Origin of the sequence: Falsiroseomonas sp. HC035 (assembly GCF_050563525.1) — a bacterium.
Lineage (GTDB): Bacteria > Pseudomonadota > Alphaproteobacteria > Acetobacterales > Acetobacteraceae > Falsiroseomonas.
The window spans coordinates 1-1,269 of the sequence record NZ_JBNXUN010000066.1 but is presented as its reverse complement, the minus strand read 5'-3'; the positions used below and the strand labels follow the sequence as shown (position 1 = coordinate 1,269).

The following is a 1,269-nucleotide window of genomic DNA, read 5'->3' as shown; positions in this document are numbered from 1 at the left end:
TGAGGTGGTCCCCATCTCTCGGACAGTTTGGCGGCCTGGTTAAGCTCGGCCCTGGTTGTCGTCAGGCCGCCAATCTCGTCGTCACTTCGGCCCCATACGCCTCGTCCGGGGACTGTCCGCCGAGCCCGCTATGGGGCCGCCCGGCATTGTAGTAGCCGATCCACTTCGTGAGGCCCGCGCGCAGCTCCGACCCGGTCTCGAACGCATGCAGATAGACGCATTCGTACTTCAGGCTGCGCCACAGCCGCTCGATGAACACATTGTCCATCCAGCGGCCGCGGCCGTCCATCGAGATGCGCACCGACGACGCCGTCAGCACCTCGGTGAACCGCGGCGAGGTGAACTGGCTGCCCTGGTCGCTGTTGAAGATTTCCGGCCGCCCGAACCGCGACAAAGCCTCTTCCAGCGCGCTGATGCAGAACTCCACGTCCATCGTGTTCGACACCCGCCAGGACAGCACCTTCCTCGTCGCCCAGTCCATCACCGCCACCAGATACAGAAAGCCGCGCCGCATCGGGATGTACGTGATGTCGGTGCACCAGACCTGGTTCGGCCGCTCCACCACAAGGTCCCGCAGCAGATACGGCCAGACCCGATGCCCCGGATGCGGCACCGTCGTGCGTGGCCGCTGGTAGATCGGCGCCAGCCCCATCCTGGCCATGAGGCGCCGGGTCCGTTTGCGGCCGACCGCATGGCCTTTGCGGCGCAGGTGCCGCGCCATCTGACGCGAGCCGTACCACGGCGTCTCCAGGAACTGCGCGTCCACCAGCCGCATCAGTTCGAGGTTCGCCAGAGTCTCACCCGCTGGCCGGCGGTAGAACCCCGAGCGGCTGATCGAGACCAACGCGCACTGACGCACGACCGACAGCCGCGGGTGCTCCGGCTCGATCATCTGCCGCCTCCGCTCGAGGCTCATCGACCGGAGGCTTTCGCCAAAAAATCCCGTTCCACCAGCAACTGCCCGATCTTCGCGTGCAGCTTCTCCACATCAGCCTCGACCGCCTTCGCCGTCTCCGTCGCCGCGGATTTCGCCGAGAACACCCCCGCCAGCCCTTCCGTAGCCTGCCGCTTCCATTCGCCGACCATCGTCTGGTGGATGCCGTGTTTCGCCGCCAACTGCGCCGCCGTCAGCTCACCGCGTAGCGCTTCCAGCGCCACTTTCGCCTTGAACTCCGCCGAATACCTCGTCCGCTTGCCCGCCATATGGGGCTGTCCTTCTCTCGCGCAGACCGAGCTTAACCGCCTGTCCGAAGATTGGGGGCCACCTCA

The 1,269-nt window shown here is 66.0% G+C and carries 1 protein-coding gene; it reads right to left on the bottom strand.

What is annotated here, in order from left to right:
• Nucleotides 1-61: 61 nt before the first annotated feature.
• A protein-coding gene (locus ACLF3G_RS29450; protein WP_430672932.1) for an IS3 family transposase occupies nt 62-1,203 on the bottom strand; the annotation gives its coding sequence in 2 pieces (ribosomal slippage) (nt 62-927 and nt 927-1,203; 1,143 coding nt in all).
• Nucleotides 1,204-1,269 lie beyond the last annotated feature (66 nt).